General features: G+C 60.6%; 21 protein-coding genes and 3 pseudogenes. 7 read left to right on the top strand and 17 right to left on the bottom strand.

Annotation, left to right across the window (positions count from 1 at the left end; translation table 11 throughout):
• The 3 genes and pseudogenes from KZX66_RS18155 to KZX66_RS18145 form a co-directional block, all read left to right on the top strand.
• Positions 1 to 710, top strand: a pseudogene (locus KZX66_RS18155) (PAAR domain-containing protein); the annotation flags it as partial.
• Positions 707 to 1,096 (top strand): hypothetical protein, encoded by a 390-nt coding sequence (locus KZX66_RS18150; RefSeq protein ID WP_248081834.1) that lies wholly within the window; start codon positions 707 to 709, stop codon positions 1,094 to 1,096. The pseudogene KZX66_RS18155 and the gene KZX66_RS18150, both read left to right, overlap by 4 nt.
• A pseudogene (locus KZX66_RS18145) lies at positions 1,095 to 1,172 on the top strand (helicase); the annotation flags it as partial. The gene KZX66_RS18150 and the pseudogene KZX66_RS18145, both read left to right, overlap by 2 nt.
• A gap of 61 nt (positions 1,173 to 1,233) precedes the next feature.
• Here the strand turns inward: KZX66_RS18145 and KZX66_RS18140 are convergent.
• The 6 genes from KZX66_RS18140 to exbB form a co-directional block, all read right to left on the bottom strand.
• The gene (locus KZX66_RS18140; RefSeq protein ID WP_248081833.1) at positions 1,234 to 2,634 is read right to left on the bottom strand and encodes an aminoacyl-tRNA deacylase and HDOD domain-containing protein; all 1,401 of its coding nucleotides are present in this window, start codon (positions 2,632 to 2,634) and stop codon (positions 1,234 to 1,236) included.
• 77 nt (positions 2,635 to 2,711) lie between these two features.
• Positions 2,712 to 4,787 carry an ATP-dependent DNA helicase RecG gene (gene recG / locus KZX66_RS18135; protein ID WP_248081841.1) on the bottom strand — a complete coding sequence of 692 codons (2,076 nt, stop codon included), beginning with the start codon at positions 4,785 to 4,787 and terminating at the stop codon, positions 2,712 to 2,714.
• Between the two features lie 8 nt (positions 4,788 to 4,795).
• Positions 4,796 to 5,722 carry a hydrogen peroxide-inducible genes activator gene (locus tag KZX66_RS18130; RefSeq protein ID WP_248081832.1) on the bottom strand — a complete coding sequence of 309 codons (927 nt, stop codon included), beginning with the start codon at positions 5,720 to 5,722 and terminating at the stop codon, positions 4,796 to 4,798.
• Positions 5,723 to 5,871: 149 nt separating this feature from the next.
• Positions 5,872 to 6,621: an energy transducer TonB gene (locus tag KZX66_RS18125; protein ID WP_248081831.1), complete on the bottom strand. Its 750-nt coding sequence runs from the start codon at positions 6,619 to 6,621 to the stop codon at positions 5,872 to 5,874.
• Positions 6,618 to 7,043, bottom strand: a complete 426-nt coding sequence (exbD, locus tag KZX66_RS18120) for a TonB system transport protein ExbD (RefSeq protein WP_032884416.1) — start codon at positions 7,041 to 7,043, stop codon at positions 6,618 to 6,620. Before exbD ends, KZX66_RS18125 begins: the two co-directional genes overlap by 4 nt.
• Before the next feature lie 6 nt (positions 7,044 to 7,049).
• Positions 7,050 to 8,018, bottom strand: a complete 969-nt coding sequence (exbB, locus tag KZX66_RS18115) for a tonB-system energizer ExbB (RefSeq protein ID WP_248081830.1) — start codon at positions 8,016 to 8,018, stop codon at positions 7,050 to 7,052.
• 189 nt (positions 8,019 to 8,207) lie between these two features.
• Between exbB and KZX66_RS18110 the strand changes: the two genes are divergently transcribed.
• Positions 8,208 to 9,065 carry an SDR family oxidoreductase gene (locus KZX66_RS18110; protein ID WP_248081829.1) on the top strand — a complete coding sequence of 286 codons (858 nt, stop codon included), beginning with the start codon at positions 8,208 to 8,210 and terminating at the stop codon, positions 9,063 to 9,065.
• A 33-nt stretch (positions 9,066 to 9,098) separates the two neighbouring features.
• Here KZX66_RS18110 and KZX66_RS18105 read toward each other — a convergent pair whose 3' ends face one another.
• The 6 genes from KZX66_RS18105 to KZX66_RS18080 form a co-directional block, all read right to left on the bottom strand.
• Entirely contained in the window at positions 9,099 to 9,842 is a 744-nt protein-coding gene (locus KZX66_RS18105; protein ID WP_248081828.1) for a hypothetical protein, read from the bottom strand.
• Between the two features lie 56 nt (positions 9,843 to 9,898).
• Positions 9,899 to 10,279 (bottom strand): RidA family protein, encoded by a 381-nt coding sequence (locus tag KZX66_RS18100; RefSeq protein ID WP_003176922.1) that lies wholly within the window; start codon positions 10,277 to 10,279, stop codon positions 9,899 to 9,901.
• Positions 10,280 to 10,303: 24 nt separating this feature from the next.
• Positions 10,304 to 12,409 carry a bifunctional GTP diphosphokinase/guanosine-3',5'-bis pyrophosphate 3'-pyrophosphohydrolase gene (gene spoT / locus KZX66_RS18095; protein WP_034116421.1) on the bottom strand — a complete coding sequence of 702 codons (2,106 nt, stop codon included), beginning with the start codon at positions 12,407 to 12,409 and terminating at the stop codon, positions 10,304 to 10,306.
• 60 nt (positions 12,410 to 12,469) lie between these two features.
• Positions 12,470 to 12,733 carry a DNA-directed RNA polymerase subunit omega gene (gene rpoZ / locus KZX66_RS18090; RefSeq protein ID WP_003176920.1) on the bottom strand — a complete coding sequence of 88 codons (264 nt, stop codon included), beginning with the start codon at positions 12,731 to 12,733 and terminating at the stop codon, positions 12,470 to 12,472.
• Between the two features lie 167 nt (positions 12,734 to 12,900).
• Positions 12,901 to 13,521, bottom strand: coding sequence for a guanylate kinase (gmk, locus tag KZX66_RS18085; RefSeq protein ID WP_248081827.1), 621 nt, complete (start codon positions 13,519 to 13,521; stop codon positions 12,901 to 12,903).
• Positions 13,522 to 13,531: 10 nt separating this feature from the next.
• The gene (locus KZX66_RS18080; protein ID WP_248081826.1) at positions 13,532 to 14,395 is read right to left on the bottom strand and encodes a YicC/YloC family endoribonuclease; all 864 of its coding nucleotides are present in this window, start codon (positions 14,393 to 14,395) and stop codon (positions 13,532 to 13,534) included.
• Between the two features lie 216 nt (positions 14,396 to 14,611).
• On the opposite strand from KZX66_RS18080, the gene rph reads away from it, so the two are divergent.
• Positions 14,612 to 15,334 (top strand): ribonuclease PH, encoded by a 723-nt coding sequence (rph, locus tag KZX66_RS18075; RefSeq protein WP_003213280.1) that lies wholly within the window; start codon positions 14,612 to 14,614, stop codon positions 15,332 to 15,334.
• Positions 15,335 to 15,356: 22 nt separating this feature from the next.
• A complete protein-coding gene (locus KZX66_RS18070; RefSeq protein ID WP_248081825.1) occupies positions 15,357 to 15,725 on the top strand; it encodes a DUF4870 domain-containing protein in 369 nt (122 codons plus the stop codon).
• A gap of 58 nt (positions 15,726 to 15,783) precedes the next feature.
• On the opposite strand, the gene KZX66_RS18065 is transcribed toward KZX66_RS18070, so the two are convergent.
• On the bottom strand, positions 15,784 to 16,563 hold the full coding sequence (locus KZX66_RS18065) for an exodeoxyribonuclease III (protein ID WP_003195493.1): 780 nt from the start codon (positions 16,561 to 16,563) through the stop codon (positions 15,784 to 15,786).
• An 82-nt stretch (positions 16,564 to 16,645) separates the two neighbouring features.
• Here KZX66_RS18065 and pyrE point away from each other — a divergent pair, with 82 nt between their 5' ends.
• Positions 16,646 to 17,290 (top strand): orotate phosphoribosyltransferase, encoded by a 645-nt coding sequence (gene pyrE, locus KZX66_RS18060; RefSeq protein WP_017526814.1) that lies wholly within the window; start codon positions 16,646 to 16,648, stop codon positions 17,288 to 17,290.
• An 82-nt stretch (positions 17,291 to 17,372) separates the two neighbouring features.
• Here pyrE and argB read toward each other — a convergent pair whose 3' ends face one another.
• From argB to coaBC, 4 genes and pseudogenes are all read right to left on the bottom strand, one after another.
• Complete coding sequence (gene argB / locus KZX66_RS18055) at positions 17,373 to 18,278, bottom strand: acetylglutamate kinase (protein WP_248081823.1); 906 nt, start codon at positions 18,276 to 18,278, stop codon at positions 17,373 to 17,375.
• A gap of 21 nt (positions 18,279 to 18,299) precedes the next feature.
• Positions 18,300 to 19,673: pseudogene (locus tag KZX66_RS18050) on the bottom strand (phosphomannomutase/phosphoglucomutase); the annotation flags it as partial.
• A gap of 291 nt (positions 19,674 to 19,964) precedes the next feature.
• A complete protein-coding gene (gene dut / locus KZX66_RS18045; RefSeq protein ID WP_003176911.1) occupies positions 19,965 to 20,420 on the bottom strand; it encodes a dUTP diphosphatase in 456 nt (151 codons plus the stop codon).
• 5 nt (positions 20,421 to 20,425) lie between these two features.
• Positions 20,426 to 21,634 carry a bifunctional phosphopantothenoylcysteine decarboxylase/phosphopantothenate--cysteine ligase CoaBC gene (gene coaBC / locus KZX66_RS18040; RefSeq protein ID WP_248081821.1) on the bottom strand — a complete coding sequence of 403 codons (1,209 nt, stop codon included), beginning with the start codon at positions 21,632 to 21,634 and terminating at the stop codon, positions 20,426 to 20,428.
• Positions 21,635 to 21,673 lie beyond the last annotated feature (39 nt).

Below are 21,673 nucleotides of genomic sequence, written 5' to 3'. Positions count from 1 at the left end.
CCAGCTTCATTGGTCACACCTCAACCTGGCTTGGCGTGAGCGCAATGGTGATGGAAAAACACCTGACTAACTTGCGCGACACACTCCAGGCCATCGAGCGTTTGCATCAGGAAAGCTATCGTCAGCACGGACACCTTAAATCGCCGCAGTTCTTTGCTGAACGACAACGGCTGCTAGCCAAACTGGATGCACACCTGCTGAACTCGACACGTTTGCGCGGCCAAACAAGCCTAGGCGACCATCCCAAGTTAAAAACGGCCCTTGGCATCTCCAGTCGTAGCCTCGTACATCACTGGCACAATGCGGGTGGACCGGGTGCCATCCCGGGGTATGCCACCCATGTGGACGCGATCAGTCGTGCGGCCAAATACATGAAAACAGGCGGTTATATTGGCATCGGTATTGGCGGTGTGTCGTCGTTGCTGTCTATTCAGCAGGTGTGTAACGGAGGTTCTGGGGAGGCCTGTGAGAAGATCAAATTTACTGAAGGGGGGAAATTCACCGGGTCTACCATTGGCAGTGGTGCAGGTGGAGCAGTAGCGAGTTATGCAAGTAGTTCGATCTGCGTGGCGCTTGGTGTCACTACAGGAATAGGAGGGGTTGTTTGCGTCGCGGCCTTAGTGGGGGCTGGCACGTGGGTGGGTACAACCTACGGTGGTAGGGGGGGTGAGTACATAGGTGGAAAAATCTACGAGGTCACACAACCTTGACCAATATCGATAGTTGGAATCCTTGGGTAGCTATTGGTTTTTTGTCCACGCCATTTCTGCTCGCCGTTACCGCTATCGCATATAGCGTGTATTTGAGCCGCTGTCAGTTGGACGCCATAAAGGAGGCGTTAAAGAACAGCCGGTATATCTACATATGGGGAAATAGCTTGGGGAAACGGGGTTTAATTTGGTCCGTCTTTGAAATATCAAAAATCGCAGGGATGGTAGTGTGGCCAAGGGCTTCTATTATTATTGGAGAGGTAAACCCTGCAGATCTTGAAAAATTCCCACCTTATCTGAAACGTTATTTAATCGTTAATATGACGCTGATGATTACTTCCCTCGCTTGGATAATCGCTCAATCCATTCTGCTGGAATTCGGATAAGGGCAACCCGGCGCTGGTGATCTGGTTTCAGGGGTTGACCAAGTATTTGAAGCCGAAGAAAAACAAGCCGGCCTGACAGAGAGCCAGGCGATGGGGCATGCCCGCTTACCACAAGCCCAGCTAGCCCCGGCAGTGTGTCAGGGTTGGGTGAACTGCGACGCCAGTTCACGCAACAGCACTTCGGCGTCGAGTACCTTGCCTACCACTTCTTCGGCCTTTTCACGGCTCAAGCCCAGGCGCTCCAGCAGTACGTCCGGAATCGCTTCATCCGGCCCGGAGCCGATACCGCGGCTGCGCAGCAGGCGCACGGCCAGGCACACCAGATTCGGGTATTCGGCGTATTGGCCGTCGTAGGTCGGGTCGTGCTGGAAGCGCAGGGCAGTGGACAGTTCGTCCGGCATGTCCCAGTAGCGCATCAGCCAGGCACCGATCTGTTCGCGGCTGATCCCCAGCAGGTGCTGTTCCACGTAGCTGTGGCACAGGTGCGGGTTGACCTCCAGGTGGCGGCAGATCAGTGAAAAGTGCGGAGGGAACACGTGGGCCAGCAGCAGGTAGCCGAAGTTGTGCAGCAGGCCGGCCAGGTAGGTCAGGCCGGCTTCCGGACGCTGGGCACGGGGCATGGCACGGGTCAGGCCTTCGATTACGGCCGCCGTGTAGATCGACTGATGCCAGTACGGCGTGGCCTGGTGCGGGTGGTCCTTGGGCAGGCTCAACGTCTTGCCCAGGGCAAGGCCCAGCGCCAGGTTGATCACCAGATCAAAGCCCAGCACACGCACGATGGCGTCTTCGACCGAGCGGATTTTGCCCGGTGACGCGTAGTACGGCGATGCCGCCCAACTCACTACTTGCGCTGCCAGGGCTGGGTCGGTTTCGACTACGCCGGTGATGTCGTCGATGGTCGCATTGGGGTCGACCCGCAGCTTGATGATCTTCTGCGCGGTGTCGGCCAGCGGTGGGATCTCGATCGTCGCTTCCAGGCGCTGCTGGATACGACGGGCGGTGAACGCCTGCATCGCCTGGGTGATTTCCTCGCGGTCATCGTTGGGGCGGTCGAGGTTGGGACGAATGTTACTCAGCGGCTCGCCAAACTGCGCGGCACTGGCCTTGGTGAGCATGGTCTTGAAGGCATCGCTGGAGATTTCCAGCAACAACCCGGCTTCGCCCGAATGTACCAGCAGACTCGGCTCGTTGAGCAGGCTGCCTTCATACAGGCATGGCGAACTGGTGAGTGCCGGCAGGCCCGGCAGCAGGCTCAGGTCGTGCTTGGCCAGCATGCGCTCGATACGGTCGGGCGATACGGAGGTGAGGCGGCGGCCGGTAAGTTCGGCGAGGCGGTTGAGGTCCAGTAACTGGTTCTGAGGGAACAGCACCATGAGTGCCCCCACCGCATCTTCCAGCAACACGGCCTGGACCTTTCGCGCAGGATTCAGGCCAGGTTGTTCGACCACTTCCGTGTAGCTGATGGCTAGCTTGGCGAGCAGGGTCCGAATGACCGGCGGTGCGGTCAGCGGGGCTGTGGCGAGGGCGACTTCTGACATGGCCTGATCCAAATTCGTACAGTCACCGAAGTATAACCAGCTTGGTACAGGTGTAGGTCGCTTAAGTGAGTTCGACGTCACACTTGGCCGTATTGCTGCCCATGGCGCAGCCAGCGATCCAGCAGCGGGCTCACGTGATCCGGCCAGCGCTCCAGCAAGGCCTGGGCCGCGTCGCGCACGGCCGGCAGCAGGTCGGCGTCGCGCATCAGGTCGGCGACCTTGAATTGCAACAGACCGGTCTGGCGGGTGCCGAGCATTTCACCGGGGCCGCGCAGTTCGAGGTCTTTTTCGGCGATGACAAAACCGTCGTTGGTCTCGCGCATGATGCCCAGGCGCTGGCGGCCGATCTGCGACAGCGGCGGGTGATAAAGCAACACGCAGTGGCTGGCGGCGCTGCCCCGACCCACGCGGCCGCGCAATTGGTGCAGTTGCGCCAGGCCCAGGCGCTCGGGGTTCTCGATGATCATCAGGCTGGCGTTGGGCACGTCCACGCCGACTTCAATCACCGTGGTGGCCACCAGCAGTTGCAGGTTGCCGGCCTTGAATTCGGCCATCACCGCGGCTTTTTCGGCGGGCTTCATGCGCCCGTGGATCAGCCCGACCTTGAGTTCGCCCAGGGCACTGGTGAGGTCCTCAAAGGTGGTTTCGGCGGCCTGGCAGGTCAGCTCTTCGGACTCTTCGATCAGGGTGCACACCCAGTAGGCCTGTCGCCCCTCGGCGCAGGCCCCGCGTACCCGCTCGATGACTTCCACGCGCCGGGTGTCGGTGACCAGCACGGTGTTGACGGGCGTACGACCGGGCGGCAGTTCGTCGAGGATCGAGGTGTCGAGGTCGGCGTAGGCGCTCATGGCCAGGGTGCGCGGGATCGGCGTGGCGGTCATGATCAACTGGTGCGGGTTCATGCGCCCGCCGACGCCTTTCTGGCGCAGCGCCAGGCGCTGTTGCACGCCGAAGCGGTGCTGTTCGTCGATGATCACCAGGGCCAGGTTCTTGAACTGCACCTCGTCCTGGAACAAGGCGTGGGTGCCCACCACCATCGGTGCGCCAGCGGCGATCTGTTCCAGCGCCGCTGCACGGGTCTTGCCCTTGAGCTTGCCGGCCAGCCACGCCACTTCCAGGCCCAGGGGCTCGAGCCAGCGTTTGAAGGTGATGAAGTGCTGTTCGGCAAGGATCTCGGTGGGCGCCATCAGCGCCACTTGGTAACCGGCTTCCAGGGCCTGCAGGGCGGCGAGGGCGGCGACTACGGTTTTGCCCGCGCCCACGTCACCCTGGATCAGTCGCAGCATCGGCTCCTGCTGGCTGAGGTCATAGGCGATTTCGTTGCCTACGCGCTGCTGGGCGCCGGTAGGGGCAAAGCCGAGGTTGGCCAGGTACTGCGCCGGCAGGCGCGTGGCTTTGGGCATCGCCGGTGCGCGCAGGGAACGCATGCTTTCGCGCAGGCGTTGCTGGGACAGTTGATGGGTCAGCAGTTCTTCGAACGCCAGGCGGTGCTGGGCCCAATGATGACCCAGGGCCAGTTCGTCGACATCGGCGTCGGCTGGCGGGTTGTGCAGGTAGCGGATCGCATCGTCCAGCGGCGCCAGTTGGTAGTCGCGGGCCAGTTCCAGCGGCAGCCAGTCGGGCAGGCTTTTTGGGCCGAGCAGGCTCAGGGTCTGCATGCACAACTGGCGCAGGCGTTGCTGGGTCAGGCCTTCGGTGAGCGGGTAGATGGGCGTGAGGGTGGTGTCCACCGGCGGCGGTTCGTCACCGGTGATTGCCCGGTATTCGGGGTGGTAGATTTCCAGGCCGGATGCACCTGGGCGTGCTTCGCCATAGCAGCGCACGCGGGTGCCGCGCTTTAGGCCATCCTTTTGCGCGTTGCTGAAGTGGTAGAAGCGCAGGCTCAGCCCGCCGGTGCCGTCCTGCAGGCGCACCACCAGGCTGCGGCGCTTGCCCATTACTACGTCGGCACCGCTGACGGTGCCTTCGACCACCGCGTCCTGCCCAGGCCGCAACTGGCCGATGGGCACCACGCGGGTGCGGTCCTGATAACGCAGGGGCAGGTGGAAGAGCACGTCCTGAAGATTTTCCAGGCCGACCTTGGCCAGTTTCTCGGCCATGGCTTCACCGACACCCTTGAGGGCCGTGACCGACACCTGCGACAGCTCGCTCATACGGTTGATCAGCTCGCGGCAGTAGCCGGCGGCTTGGCCACCGAGCACAGGCGGATCGAGTCGGCGAGGATCTCAATTGCCTTGGGCCGAGGGAAGCTGGCGCGCCAGGCGATCGCCACGGTGCGGAACGGCACTGGCGGTGTGAGGGGGCGCACTTCGATCACGCCGGGGGCGTAGTGATGGCTGTCCACTGCCGACAGCGGCAGGATCGAGATGCCCAGGCCAGAGGCGACCATATGGCGAATGGTTTCCAGGGAACTGGACTCCACGGTGGTGTGTTTGGCGCCGTCGTTGCCCTTGGTCAGCGTCGGGCAGGCTTCCAGCACCTGGTCGCGGAAGCAGTGGCCTTCGCCCAGCAGCAGCAGGCTCTTGTCATTGAGCAGGCCGGCGTCGATGGTGGTTTTTTGCGTCCACGGGTGAGAGGCCGGCATCAGCACCTGGAACGGCTCATCGTAGAGCTGCAGGGTGAGTACGTCCGCCTCGTTGAACGGCAGGGCGATGATGATCGCGTCCAGCTCGCCATTGCGCAGTTTGTCGCGCAGCACGTGGGTGAAGTTTTCTTCGATATACAGCGGCATCTGCGGCGCGACGCGGTGCAGTTGCGGGATCAGGTGCGGGAACAGGTAAGGGCCGACGGTGTAGATGGCGCCGACTTTCAGCGGGGCGGTCAGTTGGTTCTTGCCGGCCTGGGCCAGCTCGCGAATGCTCTGCGCCTGTTCCAGGACTTTTTGGGCCTGGGCCACGATGCCTTCGCCTACCGGGGTGAGGCGCACGGCGCTCTTGCTGCGCTCGAAAATCAGCACACCGAGTTCGTCTTCAAGCTTTTTCACGCCCACCGAGAGGGTCGGTTGGCTGACGTGGCAACGCTCGGCCGCATGGCCGAAGTGTTGCTCTTGGGCGAGGGTAACGATGTAGCGTAATTCTGTAAGAGTCATAGCGGGCGTCCATGAGGTTGCGGGCCAAGCATACCGGCTGCAATCGATAGACGCACGTTATCAGAACTTTGTTGGGGATTGAGCGGGGAATGTGAATTTTTGCGGGGTTGAAATCAACTGTGGGAGCGGGCTTTCCCGCTCCCCTCAGTTTAGCGGCGACGCTTCTCGATGTTGTACACGAACGGTGCAACGATCTCGATACTGCCACTTTTCACCATGTCGGCCGGTGGCTTGGGCAACGGCTGGGCACGACGGATCATGTCCAGGGTGGCACGGTCCAGGTCGGCATTGCCGGAACGTCCCACCAGCTCGTAGGAAAGCACATTGCCTTCTGCATCGACCACGAAGCGCAAGCGGTTCAGTCCCTCTTTGCCACGGGCCTGGGCGCCTGGCGGGTACTTCTTGTACTTCTGCAAGTGCGCCAGCAGGGTGCCTTCCCAGGACGCTTTGGCCGCGATCTGCTGCGGCGACGGGCCTGGAGCCGGCTGGGCGGATTTTTCAGCCGGTGCCTTGGTCGGCGGCGCATCGCTCGGTGGCTCCTCGGAGGGTTTCTCCTTGGGCGGCTCGATCTTTTTCTCCACCGGCTTTGGCGGCTGAGGTTTGGGCTTGGGCTTGACCGGCTTGGGCACCTGGATCGTTGGCTTGGGTGCCTCGGCCAGTTTTGGCAAAGGCAACTCTTCCACCGGAGCAGGCGGTTGCGGCGGCGTCACCACTTTCGGCGGTGCCGGCGGCGGTGGCGCTGGCATCGGCGCCAGGTCAATGACCATGGCGGCCGGCGGCAACTGCACCGTGCGTGGGGCTGACCAATGGAGCGCGATGGCGATCGCGACGGCATGCACGCCCAGCACGACGGCGAGGCTGGTGCCATAACGCGTCAGTTTGTGGCGCGTCGTGATCATTTCTTGGCTGCCGTCTCAAGTCCGACCAGGCCTACCTTGAGGTAGCCGGCTGCCCGCAGGGCATCCATCACGCTCATCAGGTCGCCGTAGTCCACGCCCTTGTCGGCCTGGAAGAAGATCGTCGTGTCTTTCTTGCCCTGGGTCTTGGCGTCGAGCACCTGCCCCAGAGTTTCAGCTTTGACTTCTTCTTCGCCCAGGAACAGACGTTGGTCCGCCTTGACGCTGAGGAACACCGGTTTCTCGGGTCGCGGCGCCGGTTTGGCGCTGGACGCGGGCAGGTCGACCTTGATGTCCACGGTCGCCAGCGGTGCCGCCACCATGAAGATGATCAGCAGTACCAGCATCACATCGATAAACGGGGTGACGTTGATTTCGTGGTTCTCGACGAGTTCGTCGTCGCCTTGATTCAAATGCAGGCCCATGGCCGATTACCCCACTTTCACCATGTGCGGTTGCGAGCTGCGCTCGGAAGGCAGGTGATCGAGGTCGCGGCTGACCAGCAGCAGGACTTCTGCCGACGCGTCGGATACCTGGGCTTTGTAGCCGGCAATCGAGCGGGCGAAGACGTTGTAGATCACGACCGCAGGGATCGCAGCAACCAGGCCCAGGGCGGTGGCCAGCAGGGCTTCGGCGATGCCTGGGGCAACGACGGCGAGGTTGGTGGTCTGGGTTTTGGCGATGCCGATAAAGCTGTTCATGATGCCCCACACGGTACCGAACAGACCGACAAACGGTGCGGTGGAACCGATGGTCGCCAGCACGCCGGTGCCGCTGCTCATGTTACGGCCGCAGGCCGCCACAAGGCGCTCGAGGCGGAAGCTGACACGCTCCTTGATGCCTTCTTTTTCGCGGGTGTTGGCAGACAGGCGCATTTCTTCCAGGGCGTCATGCACCAGCAGATTGGCCAGGGTGCCCTTCCTGGTTGCGGTTTCGCTCGCTTCCTTGAGGGTGGTGGCCTTTTTCAGGTGAACGATTTCAGCACGCAGACGACGCTTGGCGCCCAGCAGCTCGAAGCCCTTGGCGATCCAGATGGTCCAGGTGATGATCGAGGCGATGGCCAGGCCGATCATTACGGCTTTTACCACCACGTCAGCGTTTTGGTACATGCCCCACGGAGACAGGTCATGGGCCATGCCCAGGGTGTTGTCTTCTTCCAATACCACGCCGGTTTCATCGGCGGCGGCTGCAGCGGGGTCAGTTGCGACCGGCGCGGCGACGGGCGCGGCCGGTGTGGCTGCATTTTGCTCGGCGGCCGCTGGGGTAGCCGGGGCGGTGGCATCAGCGAATGCGGCGGTCGGCGCCAGCAGTACGCTGAACAGCATCGCAGCAATCGCACGCCAGGCGCGGGATGGGCTGTGAAGCTTGGTTGGCGAAGCGGGGGTTGTATTACGTGTCATGCTGGCCGGACCTGAGAAGAAAAAATGAGTGATCGTCCTACCAGACCTTAAACGGCCGAGGACAAATGGGCGGTCATTATTGCAAGTAATTCTTGTTAACAAAAGTAATACAGTAACTTTATTTGCCCTTTTTCTGGCCGACGGTCTGCTGTGAGGGCTAACCTAGACCTTTGAGAATGGAGTTTTGTGATGTCTGTGCCTTCTGTGGTGATTGCCGGATGCGGCGATGTGGGTAGTCGGCTGGCTAGCCAATTGCTGGCCTCGGGATGGGAGGTTCATGGCCTGCGCCGCGATATTTCGCGCCTGCCCGAAGGCGTCATTGGTATTGCCGGCGACCTGTTCAACAAGGATTGTCCCGAGACCTGGCCGATCGGCGGGGTGGATTACCTGGTGTATTGCGCCGCCGCCACCGATCACGATGAGGCAGGCTATCGCGCCGCCTACGTTCAAGGTTTGCAGCATGTGTTGGAGTGGTTGAAGGATTACGGTCAGGAGCCCAAGCACCTGCTGTTTGTATCCAGCAGCAGCGTGTTCGGGCAGCAGAACGGCGAGTGGGTCGACGAGACCTCAGAAACCCAGGCCAAGGGCTATTCCGGGCAGGTCATGTTGGAAGCCGAGCAGGTCGCACTCAACAGTGGCATCCCCGCCAGTATCGTGCGCTTGACCGGTATTTACGGCCCAGGTCGCGAATGGCTGCTTACGCAGGTGCGCAAGGGTTACCGGGTGGCGCTTGATCCACCTTTATATGGCAACCGCATCCACGCCGATGACGCGGCGGGGTTGTTGGCGTTTTTGCTGCGTCATGTGGAGCAGGGTGGGTCGCTGGACAAGGTCTATATCGGTGTCGATGATGCGCCGGCGCCGTTGGCTGAAGTGGTGGCCTGGTTACGTGACTACTTGGGCGTCACAGAGTGGTCCGAGGACGCCAGTGTGCGGCGGGCGGGTAGCAAGCAATGCAGCAATGCCAGGATCAAGGCGCTCGGGTGGACGCCCAAGTATCCGACCTATCGCGAAGGGTATGCTGCGATTCTTGAAGGAAGGTGCTAAAGCAAAAAGGAGCCTGTGAGGGCTCCTTTTTATTTACTGTTTTTCCAGCAGCCACTGACGCGGGCCAGGGGTAAACGAAGGCACTTCGTCGGTCTGCGCGGTATTGATCGCCTGGAAAATTTCCAGCTGCTTGCCTTTGCGTATGAAGATCCAGGGGTTGCCCTGGCCATTGAGTTGCAGCCAGATACTGTCGTAGCCGCCGCTCATGGAGGCGCAGTCGCCCGCCAGGCACAACGAGTACCGATCAACATTGGGCAGACCGGCGACTTTGCCGTTTGCCTGGAACTGTACGATGGCGCCGCTGCCGAAACCGTCGCTGATCTTCCAGTCGCCGCCCATATAGGCTGCGTAGAGCGCACGCTCGAAGTTGGCACCCAGCGGTGCGCCCTCCGGTGCGGGCTCTTTCGCGCGGGCAAACAGCTGTTCAGGCTCGTTATCGTTGGCCACTTGCAACAGTTGTTTGCCTTTGCGCTTGAGTTCGGTGGCCGAGCTGCCGTAGAAGTCCACGCTCCAGGCGCCGGATTTTTCACCGAGCAACTTGCCTTCCGCGACTTCAAAGCCGTTGTAATAGCGCGCCTGGGAGGCCTTGGTATTCACCTCCCACTCAAGGTTTGGACCATAGCTCTGCAGCGCTTCACGCAAAGGGCCGCCCTTGGCTGCCGCATCGATGGCGACCTGGTTGATCCAGGTGCCGCTCACATCCAGGTCGGCGGGGTTGCTGGCGCAGCCGCCGAGCATCAGGGCGAGCAACGAAGTGGCTACAAGCGCTTTGCGCATCATGAAATCCTTTTAAAACGAAGTCGGCGCAGCCTGTTGGAGGCTGCGCCGGGTTTTTACTCGATGACCAGAATCGCGTCCATCTCAACCTGTGCGCCCTTTGGCAGGGCTGCAACGCCGATGGCGGCACGGGCTGGGTAAGGCTGTTCGAAGTACTTGCCCATGATCTCGTTGACCTTGGCGAAGTGGCTCAGGTCGGTGAGGAAGATGTTCAGTTTGACGATGTCTTTGAACGAGCCGCCAGCCGCTTCGGCCACGGACTTAAGGTTCTCGAAAACCTGTACGGTCTGCGCTTCGAAGCCTTCCACCAGCTCCATGGTCTTTGGGTCCAGCGGGATCTGGCCGGACATGTAGACAGTGTTGCCTGCCTTGATCGCCTGGGAATAAGTACCGATGGCGGCGGGGGCTTTGTCGCTGGTGATAACGGTCTTGGTCATGAATGACTCCTTATAAGCGTTGGGTTAAGCACGCATACGGGTGATGCGGATGACCCCGGTCAAGGCGCGCAGTTTCTTGATCACGCGGGCCAGGTGCACGCGGTCGTGCACGCTGACCACCAGCTGGACCACGCTGATGCGACCATCGCGCTCGTCCATGCTGATTTTTTCGATATTGCCGTCGGCGGCGTTGACGCTGCTGGCCAGCAGGGCGATCAGGCCGCGCTGGTGTTCCAGCTCCACCCGCAGCTCGACGTTGAATTCGCCGGTCACATCCTTGGCCCAGGAAAGCTGGATGCATTTTTCCGGGTTGTGACGGATTTCGGTGATGTTGCGGCAGTTATCCAGGTGCACCACCATGCCTTTGCCGGCAGACAGGTGCCCTACAATCGGGTCGCCCGGAATCGGCGTGCAGCATTTGGCGTAGCTGAGCACCAGGCCTTCGGTGCCGCGAATCGCCAGCGGACCTTCCGGGCTTGGCAGCTGTTCGCCTTCGCCGAGCAGGCGGCGGGCGACCACATAGGCCATGCGGTTGCCCAGGCCGATATCTTCGAGCAGGTCTTCGATGGTCTCCTGGCGATATTCATGGAGCATCGCTTGCACGCGTTCCTGCGCAATCTTGTCCAGGGCGCTGTCGAAGCCGTTGAGCACCTTGTTCAGCAAGCGTTCGCCGAGGCTGATGGACTCGGAACGGCGTTGCAGTTTCAACGCGTGACGGATGTGCGTGCGTGCTTTGCCGGTGACCACGAAATTGAGCCACGCCGGGTTCGGGCGCGCGCCCGGTGCGCTGACGATCTCTACCGTGGAGCCGCTTTGCAGCGGTTCCGACAGCGGGGCCAGGCGCCGGTTGATGCGGCAGGCGATGCAGCTGTTGCCCACGTCTGTGTGCACGGCGTAGGCAAAGTCGACCGCGGTGGAGCCTTTTGGCAGCTCCATGATCCGACCCTTGGGCGTGAACACGTAGACCTCGTCCGGGAACAGGTCGATCTTCACGCTTTCGATGAATTCCAGGGAGTTGCCCGCACGCTGCTGCATTTCCAGCACGCCTTTTACCCACTGGCGGGCGCGGGCGTGGGTGCCTTTGGGCTGCTCGTCGCCGCTGGATTTGTACAGCCAATGGGCAGCGATGCCGTTGTTGGCCATCTCTTCCATTTCGCGAGTGCGGATCTGGATCTCAATCGGCACCCCGTGCATGCCGAACAGCGTGGTATGCAGCGATTGATAGCCGTTGGCCTTGGGAATCGCGATGTAATCCTTGAAGCGGCCCGGCAGGGGTTTGTACAAATTATGCACAGCGCCCAGCACGCGGTAGCAGGTGTCGACCTTGTCGACGATGATCCGGAACGCGTATACGTCCATGATCTCGTTGAAGGCCCGGCGCTTGCCGCGCATCTTCTTGTAGATGCCGTAGATGTGCTTCTGCCGGCCGCTGACTTCGCCTTCAATCTCGTCGATTGCCAGGCAATGGCTCAGCGACTCTTCGATCTTATTGACGATTTCCTTGCGGTTGCCCCTGGCGCGTTTGACCGCCTGGTAGATGCGCGCCGAGCGCATCGGGTGCATGGCCTTGAAACCGAGGTCTTCGAATTCGATACGAATGGCGTGCATGCCCAGCCGGTTGGCGATGGGCGCGTAGATTTCCAGGGTTTCCTTGGCAATACGCCGGCGTTTTTCGCCTGACAGCACTTCCAGCGTGCGCATGTTGTGCAGACGGTCGGCCAGCTTGACCAGAATCACCCGGATGTCACGGGCCATGGCCATGGCCATCTTTTGGAAGTTTTCCGCCTGGGCCTCGGCCTTGGTTTCGAAGTTCATCTGGGTCAGCTTGCTGACGCCATCGACCAGTTCGGCCACGGTTTCGCCAAATTGCGCACTGAGCGCTTCCTTGGCAATACCGGTGTCTTCGATCACGTCATGCAGCATCGCGGCCATCAGGCTCTGATGGTCCATGTGCATGTCGGCCAGGATATTTGCCACCGCAAGAGGATGGGTGACATACGCCTCACCGCTACGGCGGCGTTGGCCGTCGTGGGCTTGTTCGGCGTAGAAATACGCTCGGCGGACCAGGTTGACCTGGTCGGGGCCGAGGTAGGTCGATAAGCGATCGGCGAGGGCGTCTATGCTCGGCAAAGTGTGAACTCCTGCCGAAGGCTGTGACTCCGCGCCGTGCTACGTCGACCAGGCATAGGCTTAGACGGCCTCGTTGGACTCGTCCTCGAACGCTGCAAACAGCGGTTCGTCTTCAACGATCTCGGCGTTGGCGATGAACTCGTAGCTCATCAGGCCTTCAGCGATTTCACGCAGGGCTACAACGGTAGGCTTGTCGTTTTCCCACTGGACCAGGGGCTCTTTGCCGCCAGTGGCCAGTTGACGGGCACGCTTGGTAGAGAGCATGACCAGCTCAAAGCGGTTATCCACGTGTTCTAGGCAGTCTTCAACGGTTACGCGGGCCATGGTATTCCTCGGAGCGAATGCAAGATGCGCGCTGCCCGGTTGGGCGAGCGGACTGAACAGTTTAAAAAATCACCAGCGTTTAGGGAAGCGCTGATTTTTCGCAGGCCATCGCAAAACCGCTGCAAGCGCCAATGTAAAGCCCTTGCAGCGGTTTTGGGAAGAGCCAATCAACCCAGCAGTTCGGCCAGTAATTTGCCGAAACGCTGCTGTTGACGCTTTTGCTGGAGCTGATTGGTGCGAAAAATCGCCTTCAGGTCATCCAGTGCGTGGGAAAAATCGTCATTGATGATCAGGTAGTCGTAGTCGACGTAGTGGCTCATTTCGCTGACGGCTTCACGCATGCGACCTTCGATGATTTCGTCACTGTCCTGGCCACGGTTGGTCAGGCGCTGGTGCAAGGCGTGGAGCGACGGCGGCAGGATGAAGATCGAGCGCGCCTGAGGCATCAGCTTGCGCACTTGCTCGGCGCCCTGCCAATCGATTTCCAGGATCAGGTCGTGGCCTTCGTCGAGGGTCTGCTGCAAATGGCTTTGCGAGGTGCCGTAGAGATTGCCGAACACTTCGGCGCGCTCCAGAAAGTCACCGTGTTCGATCATCTTCACGAACTCGGTGCGTTCGACGAAGTGATAGTGCACGCCGTTCACCTCACCCGGGCGCATGGCGCGGGTGGTGTGGGAGACCGAAATGCGGATCTGATCGTTAGTGTCGGTCAGCGCCTTGACCAGGCTGCTCTTGCCCGCGCCCGAGGGAGCGGAAATGATGTAAAGGGTACCGGTGCTATGGGTCATGGAGGTTGCCTTACTCAATATTCTGTACTTGTTCGCGCATCTGTTCGATCAACACTTTGAGGTTGACCGCAGCCGTGGTGCTGCGCGGGTCAAAAGCCTTGGAGCCCAGTGTATTGGCTTCGCGGTTGAGTTCCTGCATCAGGAAGTCCAGGCGCCGACCGGCGGCGCCACCGGATTTGAGCACGCGGCGCACTTCAATAATGTGGGTGCTCAGGCGGTCGAGCTCTTCGGCGACGTCGCTCTTCTGTGCCAGCAGCACCATTTCCTGCTCCAGGCGCACGGGGTCGAGGTCGGCCTTCATGTCGGTGAAGCGGTCGAGGACCTTCTGGCGCTGGGTGGCGAGCATCTGCGGCACCAATTCGCGCAGGATCACCACGTCTTCTTCGATCGAGGTCAGGCGCTCGTTGATCAAGCGCGCCAGTTCGGCGCCTTCGCGCTCGCGGCCGGCCTTGAGTTCCTTCAGGCCTTGAGTGAACAGGGCGAGGGCTTCGGCGTTGAGGGCTTGCGGGTCGGAGGCGTCGGCCACCAGTACGCCAGGCCAGGCCAGCACTTCCAGCGGGTTCAACGGGGCCGGTTGCTTGATCAGGCTGGCGATGGTTTCGGCGGCGGCCACCAGTTGCGCGGCGCGGTCGCGGTCGACCTGCAGCGGCTTGCCGGTGGTTTCCTCGGTAAACCGCAGGGTGCACTCCAGCTTGCCGCGGGAAATGCCCTGGCGCAGCGCCTCGCGCACGGCGCCCTCGAGATCACGAAACGATTCCGGCAGACGCAGGTGCGGTTCCAGGTAGCGGCTGTTGACCGAGCGCAGTTCCCAGCTCAGGGTGCCTTGGACGCCGGCTTTTTCGACGCGGGCGAAGGCGGTCATGCTGTGCACCATGGAGGTACCTCGCGTTGCAGTCCCGCAAACACGGGCTGATGGGTAAATTGAAGCCGACAGGCTGCGAAGGCGCAGGATTGTAGCGCAGTGGCGCGAGCACGCCCAAACAATGGGCGATCGGCTGAGCATTCGTAAGCAAATTTTTAGAAGTGCCCCGAATCGGCTCGCGGCTCTATAATGCTCGGCAGTTTTTCGTCCTCCGTACAGGTATCCCCTATGAAACGTCCAAGTGGTCGCGCTGCCGATCAGCTCCGCTCGATCCGCATCACCCGCAACTACACCAAACACGCCGAGGGATCCGTACTGGTCGAGTTTGGCGATACCAAGGTGATCTGCACCGTCAGCGTCGAAAATGGCGTGCCGCGCTTCCTCAAGGGCCAAGGCCAGGGGTGGTTGACCGCTGAGTACGGCATGCTGCCGCGCGCCACCGGCGAACGTAACCAGCGTGAAGCCAGCCGTGGCAAGCAAGGCGGGCGCACCCTCGAAATCCAGCGCCTGATCGGTCGCTCGCTGCGCGCAGCGCTGGACATGTCGAAGCTGGGCGACGTGACCCTGTACGTCGACTGTGATGTGATCCAGGCCGACGGCGGTACGCGCACGGCGTCCATCACCGGTGCCATGGTGGCGTTGGTCGACGCACTCAAAGTGATCAAGAAACGCGGTGGCCTGAAGGGTGGTGACCCGCTCAAGCAGATGATCGCCGCTGTATCGGTTGGCATGTATCAGGGCGAGCCGGTGCTGGACCTGGATTACCTGGAAGACTCGGCCGCCGAGACCGACCTGAACGTGGTAATGACCAGCACCGGTGGCTTCATCGAAGTGCAGGGTACCGCCGAAGGCGCGCCATTCCAGCCGGCCGACCTGAATGCGATGCTCGCCCTTGCGCAGAAAGGCATGACCGAAATTTTCGAGCTGCAGAACGCTGCGTTGGCTGACTGAAACCACTTTAAGGAGAAATGCCGTGAATGACAGCCAGATGCCGGTACCTACGCCTTCCTACGAGGTGCGTCAGGGGGCAATGTTGTGCCATCTTGCGGCGTTTCTGGGGTTTGTATTCCCCTTCGGCAGCGTCGTGGGGCCGTTGATCCTGTGGCAGATGAAAAAAGAAGTGGACCCGTTTATTGATGATCAGGGCAAGGAGGCTCTGAATTTCCAGATCACCGTGGCCATCGCCTGGATCGTTTGCATCGTGCTGGCTTTTGCGGTAATCGGGTTTTTCCTGATGACGGCGTTGGTAATCGCCAGCGTGGCGCTGACGGTCATTGGTGCGATCAAGGCCAACAAAGGGATCGCCTATCGCTATCCCTTGACCTGGCGGCTGATCAAATAATGAACACCCACAAAAAAACCGACAGCGATGTCGGTTTTTTTGTGCCTGGATAATGACCTTAGATGGTCAGCGTCCAGTCGTAGTCCACGATCAGCGGCGCGTGCTGCGAGAAGCGCGGCTGGCGCGGCAAGCGTGCGCTGCGTACAAACCGGCGCAGGCCCGGGGTCAGCAGCTGGTAGTCGAAACGCCAGCCCAGGTTGAGCATCTCAGCCTGTTCGTTGTCTGGCCACCAGCTGTATTGGTCGCCTTCACGGCTGACTTCACGCAGGGCATCCACATAGCCCATGTTGCCGACAATCTCGTCCATCCAGGCCCGTTCCGGCGCCAGGAAGCCAGGTGATTGCTGGCTGTCGCGCCAGTTTTTGATATCCAGCTTCTGTTGCGCCACGTACAACGAGCCACAATAAATGTACTCACGACGTTTGCGCCGCTGTTTATCCAAGTAACGGGCGAAGTCGTCCATTAGCTTGAATTTCTGGTTCAAATCTTCATCGCCGTTCTGCCCCGAAGGAAGCAGCAAGGTCGCGATGCTGACCTTATCGAAATCGGCTTGCAGGTAGCGCCCGTAGCGGTCGGCTGTCTCGAAGCCGAGGCCGCTGATGACCGCCTTGGGTTGCAACCGCGAATACAAAGCCACGCCACCTTGGGTGGGCACTTCGGCATCGCAGGCATAAAGGAAGTAGCCATCCAGTTGGAAGGCTGGGTCGTCCAGTTCAAAGGCGGAGGCGCGGGTATCCTGCAGGCAGATGACGTCGGCATTCTGGGCTTGCAGCCAACTGAGCAAACCACGCTCGACTGCAGCCTGAATACCATTAACGTTCACACTGATGATCCGCATAAATGGCCCCAAAAATCGCGTGCGTGTATGATACACGCCGTCTACCTAATTAGCTAAATCCGTGGTATCTGAGGCTTTTTTCATGCAGGCGTATCAACGCGATTTCATTCGTTTTGCCATCGATCGCGGCGTTTTGCGCTTCGGTGAGTTCACCCTCAAGTCCGGGCGTACCAGCCCTTACTTCTTCAATGCGGGCTTGTTCAACTCGGGTTCGGCCCTGGCTCAGTTGGGTCGTTTCTATGCAGCGGCCATCGTCGAAAGCGGTATTTCTTTCGATGTGCTGTTTGGTCCGGCTTACAAAGGTATCCCGCTGGCCGCCGCTACCGCAGTGGCGCTGGCTGAACATCATGGGCGGGACCTGCCGTGGTGTTTCAACCGCAAGGAAGCCAAGGCGCATGGCGAAGGCGGTAGCTTGGTGGGCGCACCGCTCACTGGCGATGTACTGATCATTGACGATGTCATCACCGCAGGTACTGCGATCCGCGAAGTGATGCAGATCATCGCTTCCCAGGAGGGTGCCAAAGCTGCCGGCGTGCTGATCGCGCTGAACCGCCAGGAGCGCGGCAACGGCGAGTTGTCGGCGATCCAGGAAGTGGAACGCGATTTTGGTATTCCGGTGGTGAGCATCGTGTCGTTGAACCAGGTGTTACAGTTCCTGGAAGATGACCCGCAGCTCAAGCAGCATTTGCCGGCAGTACGTGCATACCGCGAGCAGTTTGGCGTCTGATTTGGGGCTGCGGCGCAGTCCCGCGGGAGCAAAAAAGCCCCCATTCAATTGAATTGAATGGGGGCTTTTTGTTTTTTAGCGGTTACGGACGCTTGCGGTTACTAATCAGCGTGCCAACACCGGTATCGGTGAAGATTTCCAGCAGGATCGCATTCGGTACACGGCCATCCAGGATCAGAGAGCTGCCAACGCCGCCCTGCACCGCTTCCAGTGCGCAGCGGATTTTCGGCAGCATGCCGCCATAGATGGTGCCGTCGGCGATCAGTTCGTCCACCTGTTGCGTGGTCAAGCCGGTCAGCACCTTGCCTTGCTTGTCCATCAGGCCGGCAATGTTGGTCAGCAGCATCAGCTTTTCAGCCTTCAGTGCCTCGGCAACCTTACCTGCCACCAGGTCGGCGTTGATGTTGTAGGACTCGCCATTGGCACCCACGCCGATTGGTGCGATGACCGGGATGAAGTCACCCTTGACCAGCAGGTTCAGCAAGTCGGTGTTGATGCCGATCACTTCGCCCACTTGGCCGATGTCGATGATTTCCGGCTGGGTCATTTCCGGGGTCTGACGGGTTACGGTCAGTTTTTTCGCGCGGATCAGCTCCGCGTCCTTGCCGGTCAGGCCGATGGCGCTGCCGCCGTGGCGGTTGATCAGGTTGACGATGTCTTTGTTCACCTGGCCGCCGAGGACCATCTCCACCACGTCCATGGTTTGGGCGTCAGTGACGCGCATGCCATCGATGAAGTGACTCTCGATCGACAAGCGCTTGAGCAGGTCGCCGATTTGCGGGCCTCCACCATGCACGACCACCGGGTTGATCCCCACGGCTTTCATCAACACGATGTCGCGGGCAAAGCCGGTTTTCAGCTCCTCGCTCTCCATGGCATTGCCGCCGTATTTGATCACCAGCGTCTTGCCGACGTAGCGTCGAATGTAAGGCAACGCTTCGGACAGGACCTTGGCGGTGTTGGCAGCGGCTTCGCGTTCGAGGGTCATTCAGGGCTCCGGTGTAAAAAATCAGAACGGTAGTTGGAGATCGGGGGCAACACGTTTCAACTGGGCGTGGAACACGTCCTTGATGCGCTGCAACTCAGCCTCGGTATCCGCCTCGAAACGCAGCACCAGCACCGGCGTGGTGTTGGAGGCGCGGACCAGGCCCCAGCCTTTGGCGTAATCGACCCGCACACCATCAATGGTGGTCAGGTGGGCACCTTCGCCCCATTGCGCATCGTGCAGTGCGTCAATGATGCTGAATTTGCTCTCCTCGGTCACATGGATATTGATCTCTGGCGTAGAAATATCGTTGGGGAAGGTCTGAAACAGCTCCTGCGCCGTGGATTTTTCCTTGCTGAGGATCTCCAGCAGGCGAGCGGCGCTGTAAATACCGTCGTCAAAACCGAACCAGCGTTCCTTGAAGAACACGTGGCCGCTCATTTCGCCGGCCAACAGGGCGCCGGTTTCCTTCATTTTCTTTTTGATCAACGAGTGACCGGTCTTCCACATTAGCGGGCGACCGCCATACTCCTTGATCAACGGGGTCAGGCGGCGGGTGCATTTCACGTCGAAAATGATTTCGGCACCTGGGTTGCGAGCCACCACATCACGGGCGAACAGCATCAAGAGGCGGTCTGCGAATACGTTTTCGCCGGTGTTTGTCACCACGCCCACGCGGTCACCGTCGCCGTCGAAAGCCAGGCCTACGTCGGCGCCGGTTTCCTTGACCTTGGCGATCAGGTCTATCAGGTTTTCAGGTTTGCCCGGGTCCGGGTGGTGGTTGGGGAAGTTGCCATCCACCTCGCAAAACAGCGGGATCACTTCGCAGTTCAGGGCTTCGAGCAGTTGTGGAGCAATCACCCCAGCCGCCCCGTTGCCGCAGTCCACCACCACTTTCAGGCGGCGCGCGAGCTTCACGTCGCCCGTGATTTCATCAGCGTAGCGCTGAAGAATGTCGACTTTTGTGACGCTGCCCTCGCCGCTGGTCAGGTCATTGTTCTTGAGGCGCTCGTGCAGGGCCTGGATCTGTTCGTTGGCCAGAGTGTCGCCAGCGATGACGATCTTGAAACCGTTGTAGTCCCGTGGGTTATGGCTGCCGGTGAGCATGACCCCGGTTTTGCCGGCCAGGACATTGGCTGCGTAGTACAGCGCAGGCGTTGGCACCAGGCCCACATCGCTGACATGGCAACCACTGTCTGCCAGGCCCTGGATCAGTTGTTCAACCAATTCCGGGCCGGACAGGCGGCCGTCACGGCCCACCGAAACGTTGGGCTCATGCTGGGCCAGGCTTTGGGCGCCGATGGCGCGACCAATCCAGTAAGCGGTTTCGGTGGTCAGGGTCTTGGGCACCACGCCACGGATGTCATAGGCGCGAAAGATACTGTCGGGGAAGGTCGGGACTACTTGTTGGGCTGCGGTACTCATCGCGGGGGCAAACTCCATCTGAAGGGGGCAAGGCTGGTCTTAATGTGGCTGACCGGCAGGCTCAAACTGAAGGGTATGACGGTGTTTTCGGCAGAGAGTTCGTGGTGTAAAAGTGCCATCGGAGCTTTTGCTCCGCGTTTTTATTTGCGTAGTGCATTGATTTAAAAGGGTAAATATCGCCGACAAGGTCTGTGCATTGTTCATTCTGAAAGCCTTGCGGTGGCGTCCGGCCGGACGAAAAGGGACCGGCCGGATTCATCTTGGTCAGTGACTGCCGGAATGCCCAAACCCGCCTGCGCCGCGTTGGGTTTCGTCAAATTCCTGCACCAGTTCGAAGTGTGCCTGCACGACCGGTACCAGCACCAGTTGCGCAATACGCTCGCCGACAGCAATGTTGAAAGCGGTCTGGCCACGGTTCCAGCACGACACCATCAGTTCGCCCTGGTAGTCGGAGTCAATCAGTCCCACGAGGTTGCCCAGCACGATGCCGTGTTTGTGGCCCAGGCCGGAGCGCGGCAGGATCAGGGCCGCCAGGCCTGGGTCGCCTACGTAGATTGACAGGCCGGTCGGGATCAGAAGGGTCTGGCCCGGTTCGAGGACGGTGTCTTCCTTGAGCATGGCGCGCAGGTCCAGACCGGCAGAGCCTGGGGTGGCGTAGGCCGGCAGTGGGAATTCGGTGCCGATGCGGGGGTCGAGGATCTTGGCTTGCAAAGCGTGCATGGAAATTAAACCTGGTTCAGCCGTTGGGCGATAAAAGAGATCAGTTGGCGGGCAATCTTGCCCTTGCTGGTCTGGGCGAAAAGGGTGGCGTGCAGATCGCGGTCAATCACGCTGCAGGCGTTTTCCTCGCTGTTGAAGCCGATGCTGGGGTTGGCGACATCATTGGCAACGATCAGGTCGAGGTTTTTGTCTTTCAATTTGCGCGCGGCGTAATCCAGCAGGTGCTCGGTCTCGGCGGCGAAGCCAACACTGAACGGGCGGTCCGGGCGGGTGGCGATAGTGGCCAGGATGTCCGGGTTGCGCACCATTTGCAGGAGCAGGCCTTCGCCGCTTGTAGGGTCTTTCTTGAGCTTTTGCGGGGCAACGACTTCCGGACGGTAATCCGCGACCGCTGCCGAAGCGATAAACACGTCGCAGGGAATGGCCGCTTCGCACGCCGCCAGCATGTCCCGTGCGCTGACTACGTCGATTCTCGTGACGCGATCGGGGGTCGGCAAGTGCACGGGACCGGTGATCAGCGTGACACGTGCGCCTGCCTCGACCGCAGCTTCGGCCAGCGCAAAGCCCATTTTTCCTGAGCTATGGTTGGTGATGTAACGCACCGGGTCGATATTTTCCTGCGTGGGGCCGGCGGTGATCAGCACATGTTTGCCGGTGAGGGCCAGGTGCTGGAAGCATTCGGCGGCACACAGTGCCAGGTCGTCGGCTTCGAGCATGCGGCCCATGCCGACGTCACCACAGGCCTGGCTGCCGGAGGCTGGGCCGAACACCTTGAGGCCGCGGCTTTGCAGGAGCTGGGTATTGGCCTGGGTGGCCGGGTCTCGCCACATGGCCTGGTTCATGGCCGGGGCGATGGCGACGGTGGCATCGGTAGCCAATACCAGGGTGGTCAGCAGGTCATCGGCGATGCCTTGGGCCAGGCGCGCGATCAAGTCGGCGGTGGCCGGTGCGATCAGCACCAGGTCGGCCCATTTGGCCAGTTCGATATGGCCCATGGCGGCTTCTGCCGCAGGGTCCAGCAGGTCAAGGTGAACCGGGTGGCCGGACAAGGCCTGCATGGTCAGCGGCGTGATGAACTCACTGCCGCCACGGGTCATGACCACGCGCACTTCGGCACCTTGGTCAAGGAGCCTGCGAACCAACTCTGCGCTCTTGTAGGCGGCAATGCCGCCGCCGACGCCGAGAACGATGCGTTTCCGATACAGACGCTGCATTGGTTTGCCTTTCCAGTTCAGTGAAGCCAGTTCAGTGAC

The organism is Pseudomonas sp. EYE_354 (assembly GCF_023148575.1).
Classification (GTDB): domain Bacteria; phylum Pseudomonadota; class Gammaproteobacteria; order Pseudomonadales; family Pseudomonadaceae; genus Aquipseudomonas.
Note: the sequence above shows the minus strand (reverse complement) of the source record. Positions and strands in the feature narration are given on the sequence as shown.

What these genes read in the sequence shown, in the direction of transcription:
- KZX66_RS18140 (WP_248081833.1), bottom strand. Translation starts at nt 2,634, where the DNA reads ATGTCAGAAGTCGCCCTCGCCACAGCCCCGCTGACCGCACCGCCGGTC.
- recG (WP_248081841.1), bottom strand. Translation starts at nt 4,787, where the DNA reads ATGAGCGAGCTGTCGCAGGTGTCGGTCACGGCCCTCAAGGGTGTCGGT.
- KZX66_RS18130 (WP_248081832.1), bottom strand. Translation starts at nt 5,722, where the DNA reads ATGACTCTTACAGAATTACGCTACATCGTTACCCTCGCCCAAGAGCAA.
- KZX66_RS18125 (WP_248081831.1), bottom strand. Translation starts at nt 6,621, where the DNA reads ATGATCACGACGCGCCACAAACTGACGCGTTATGGCACCAGCCTCGCC.
- exbD (WP_032884416.1), bottom strand. Translation starts at nt 7,043, where the DNA reads ATGGGCCTGCATTTGAATCAAGGCGACGACGAACTCGTCGAGAACCAC.
- exbB (WP_248081830.1), bottom strand. Translation starts at nt 8,018, where the DNA reads ATGACACGTAATACAACCCCCGCTTCGCCAACCAAGCTTCACAGCCCA.
- KZX66_RS18110 (WP_248081829.1), top strand. Translation starts at nt 8,208, where the DNA reads ATGTCTGTGCCTTCTGTGGTGATTGCCGGATGCGGCGATGTGGGTAGT.
- KZX66_RS18105 (WP_248081828.1), bottom strand. Translation starts at nt 9,842, where the DNA reads ATGCGCAAAGCGCTTGTAGCCACTTCGTTGCTCGCCCTGATGCTCGGC.
- KZX66_RS18100 (WP_003176922.1), bottom strand. Translation starts at nt 10,279, where the DNA reads ATGACCAAGACCGTTATCACCAGCGACAAAGCCCCCGCCGCCATCGGT.
- rpoZ (WP_003176920.1), bottom strand. Translation starts at nt 12,733, where the DNA reads ATGGCCCGCGTAACCGTTGAAGACTGCCTAGAACACGTGGATAACCGC.
- gmk (WP_248081827.1), bottom strand. Translation starts at nt 13,521, where the DNA reads ATGACCCATAGCACCGGTACCCTTTACATCATTTCCGCTCCCTCGGGC.
- KZX66_RS18080 (WP_248081826.1), bottom strand. Translation starts at nt 14,395, where the DNA reads ATGGTGCACAGCATGACCGCCTTCGCCCGCGTCGAAAAAGCCGGCGTC.
- rph (WP_003213280.1), top strand. Translation starts at nt 14,612, where the DNA reads ATGAAACGTCCAAGTGGTCGCGCTGCCGATCAGCTCCGCTCGATCCGC.
- KZX66_RS18065 (WP_003195493.1), bottom strand. Translation starts at nt 16,563, where the DNA reads ATGCGGATCATCAGTGTGAACGTTAATGGTATTCAGGCTGCAGTCGAG.
- pyrE (WP_017526814.1), top strand. Translation starts at nt 16,646, where the DNA reads ATGCAGGCGTATCAACGCGATTTCATTCGTTTTGCCATCGATCGCGGC.
- argB (WP_248081823.1), bottom strand. Translation starts at nt 18,278, where the DNA reads ATGACCCTCGAACGCGAAGCCGCTGCCAACACCGCCAAGGTCCTGTCC.
- dut (WP_003176911.1), bottom strand. Translation starts at nt 20,420, where the DNA reads ATGCACGCTTTGCAAGCCAAGATCCTCGACCCCCGCATCGGCACCGAA.
- coaBC (WP_248081821.1), bottom strand. Translation starts at nt 21,634, where the DNA reads ATGCAGCGTCTGTATCGGAAACGCATCGTTCTCGGCGTCGGCGGCGGC.